This is a genomic window from Bacillus sp. L_1B0_5, from assembly GCF_000836715.1.
Classification (GTDB): Bacteria; Bacillota; Bacilli; order Bacillales; family Bacillaceae_G; genus Bacillus_A; species Bacillus_A thuringiensis_S.
Genome location: NZ_JXIS01000256.1, coordinates 1 through 432, shown reverse-complemented (window position 1 = coordinate 432; position 432 = coordinate 1). Strand labels below are relative to the sequence as shown.

Sequence of the window (432 nt, the reverse complement as noted above, 5' to 3'; positions counted from 1 at the left end):
TTTATGAGTTTTGCAACACCATCTAAATAGAGTGGTGTTTGGAGAGAATACTTCACTGAAAATATGAAATTATATACGAATATCCAACAAAAAATTCAACTATTATTAGCTATTTTGTAGTGTAAAATTGCTTTTTAAATCTGCACACTTGTATTAAATTTGCAGCCCTTTTTTCATTCCAAAAAATAGAATTACAAAAAGAGCTATTTTCATAGTAATATATTATTAAAATAACTTTTCTTATAAGGAATATAGCAGAGGCAGTGGAGGAAAATAGATGCGGAATTTTTTTGAAGAGACGTATATGAATATTAATTTTAAAAGAGAATTAATAAATTTAATAAGTGATATTAGTGAATATAAAGGTAAATTAGCTGTATATAAAACACAAAAAACATCTATATTAAAGGTTCTGGTGCAAATAATGGACAA

Annotated in this window: 1 pseudogene; it reads left to right on the top strand. The window is 25.2% G+C overall.

Going from position 1 to position 432, the window contains the following annotated elements:
• Positions 1 to 277: 277 nt before the first annotated feature.
• Positions 278 to 432 (top strand): annotated as a pseudogene (locus RT27_RS36035) (Fic family protein); the annotation flags it as partial.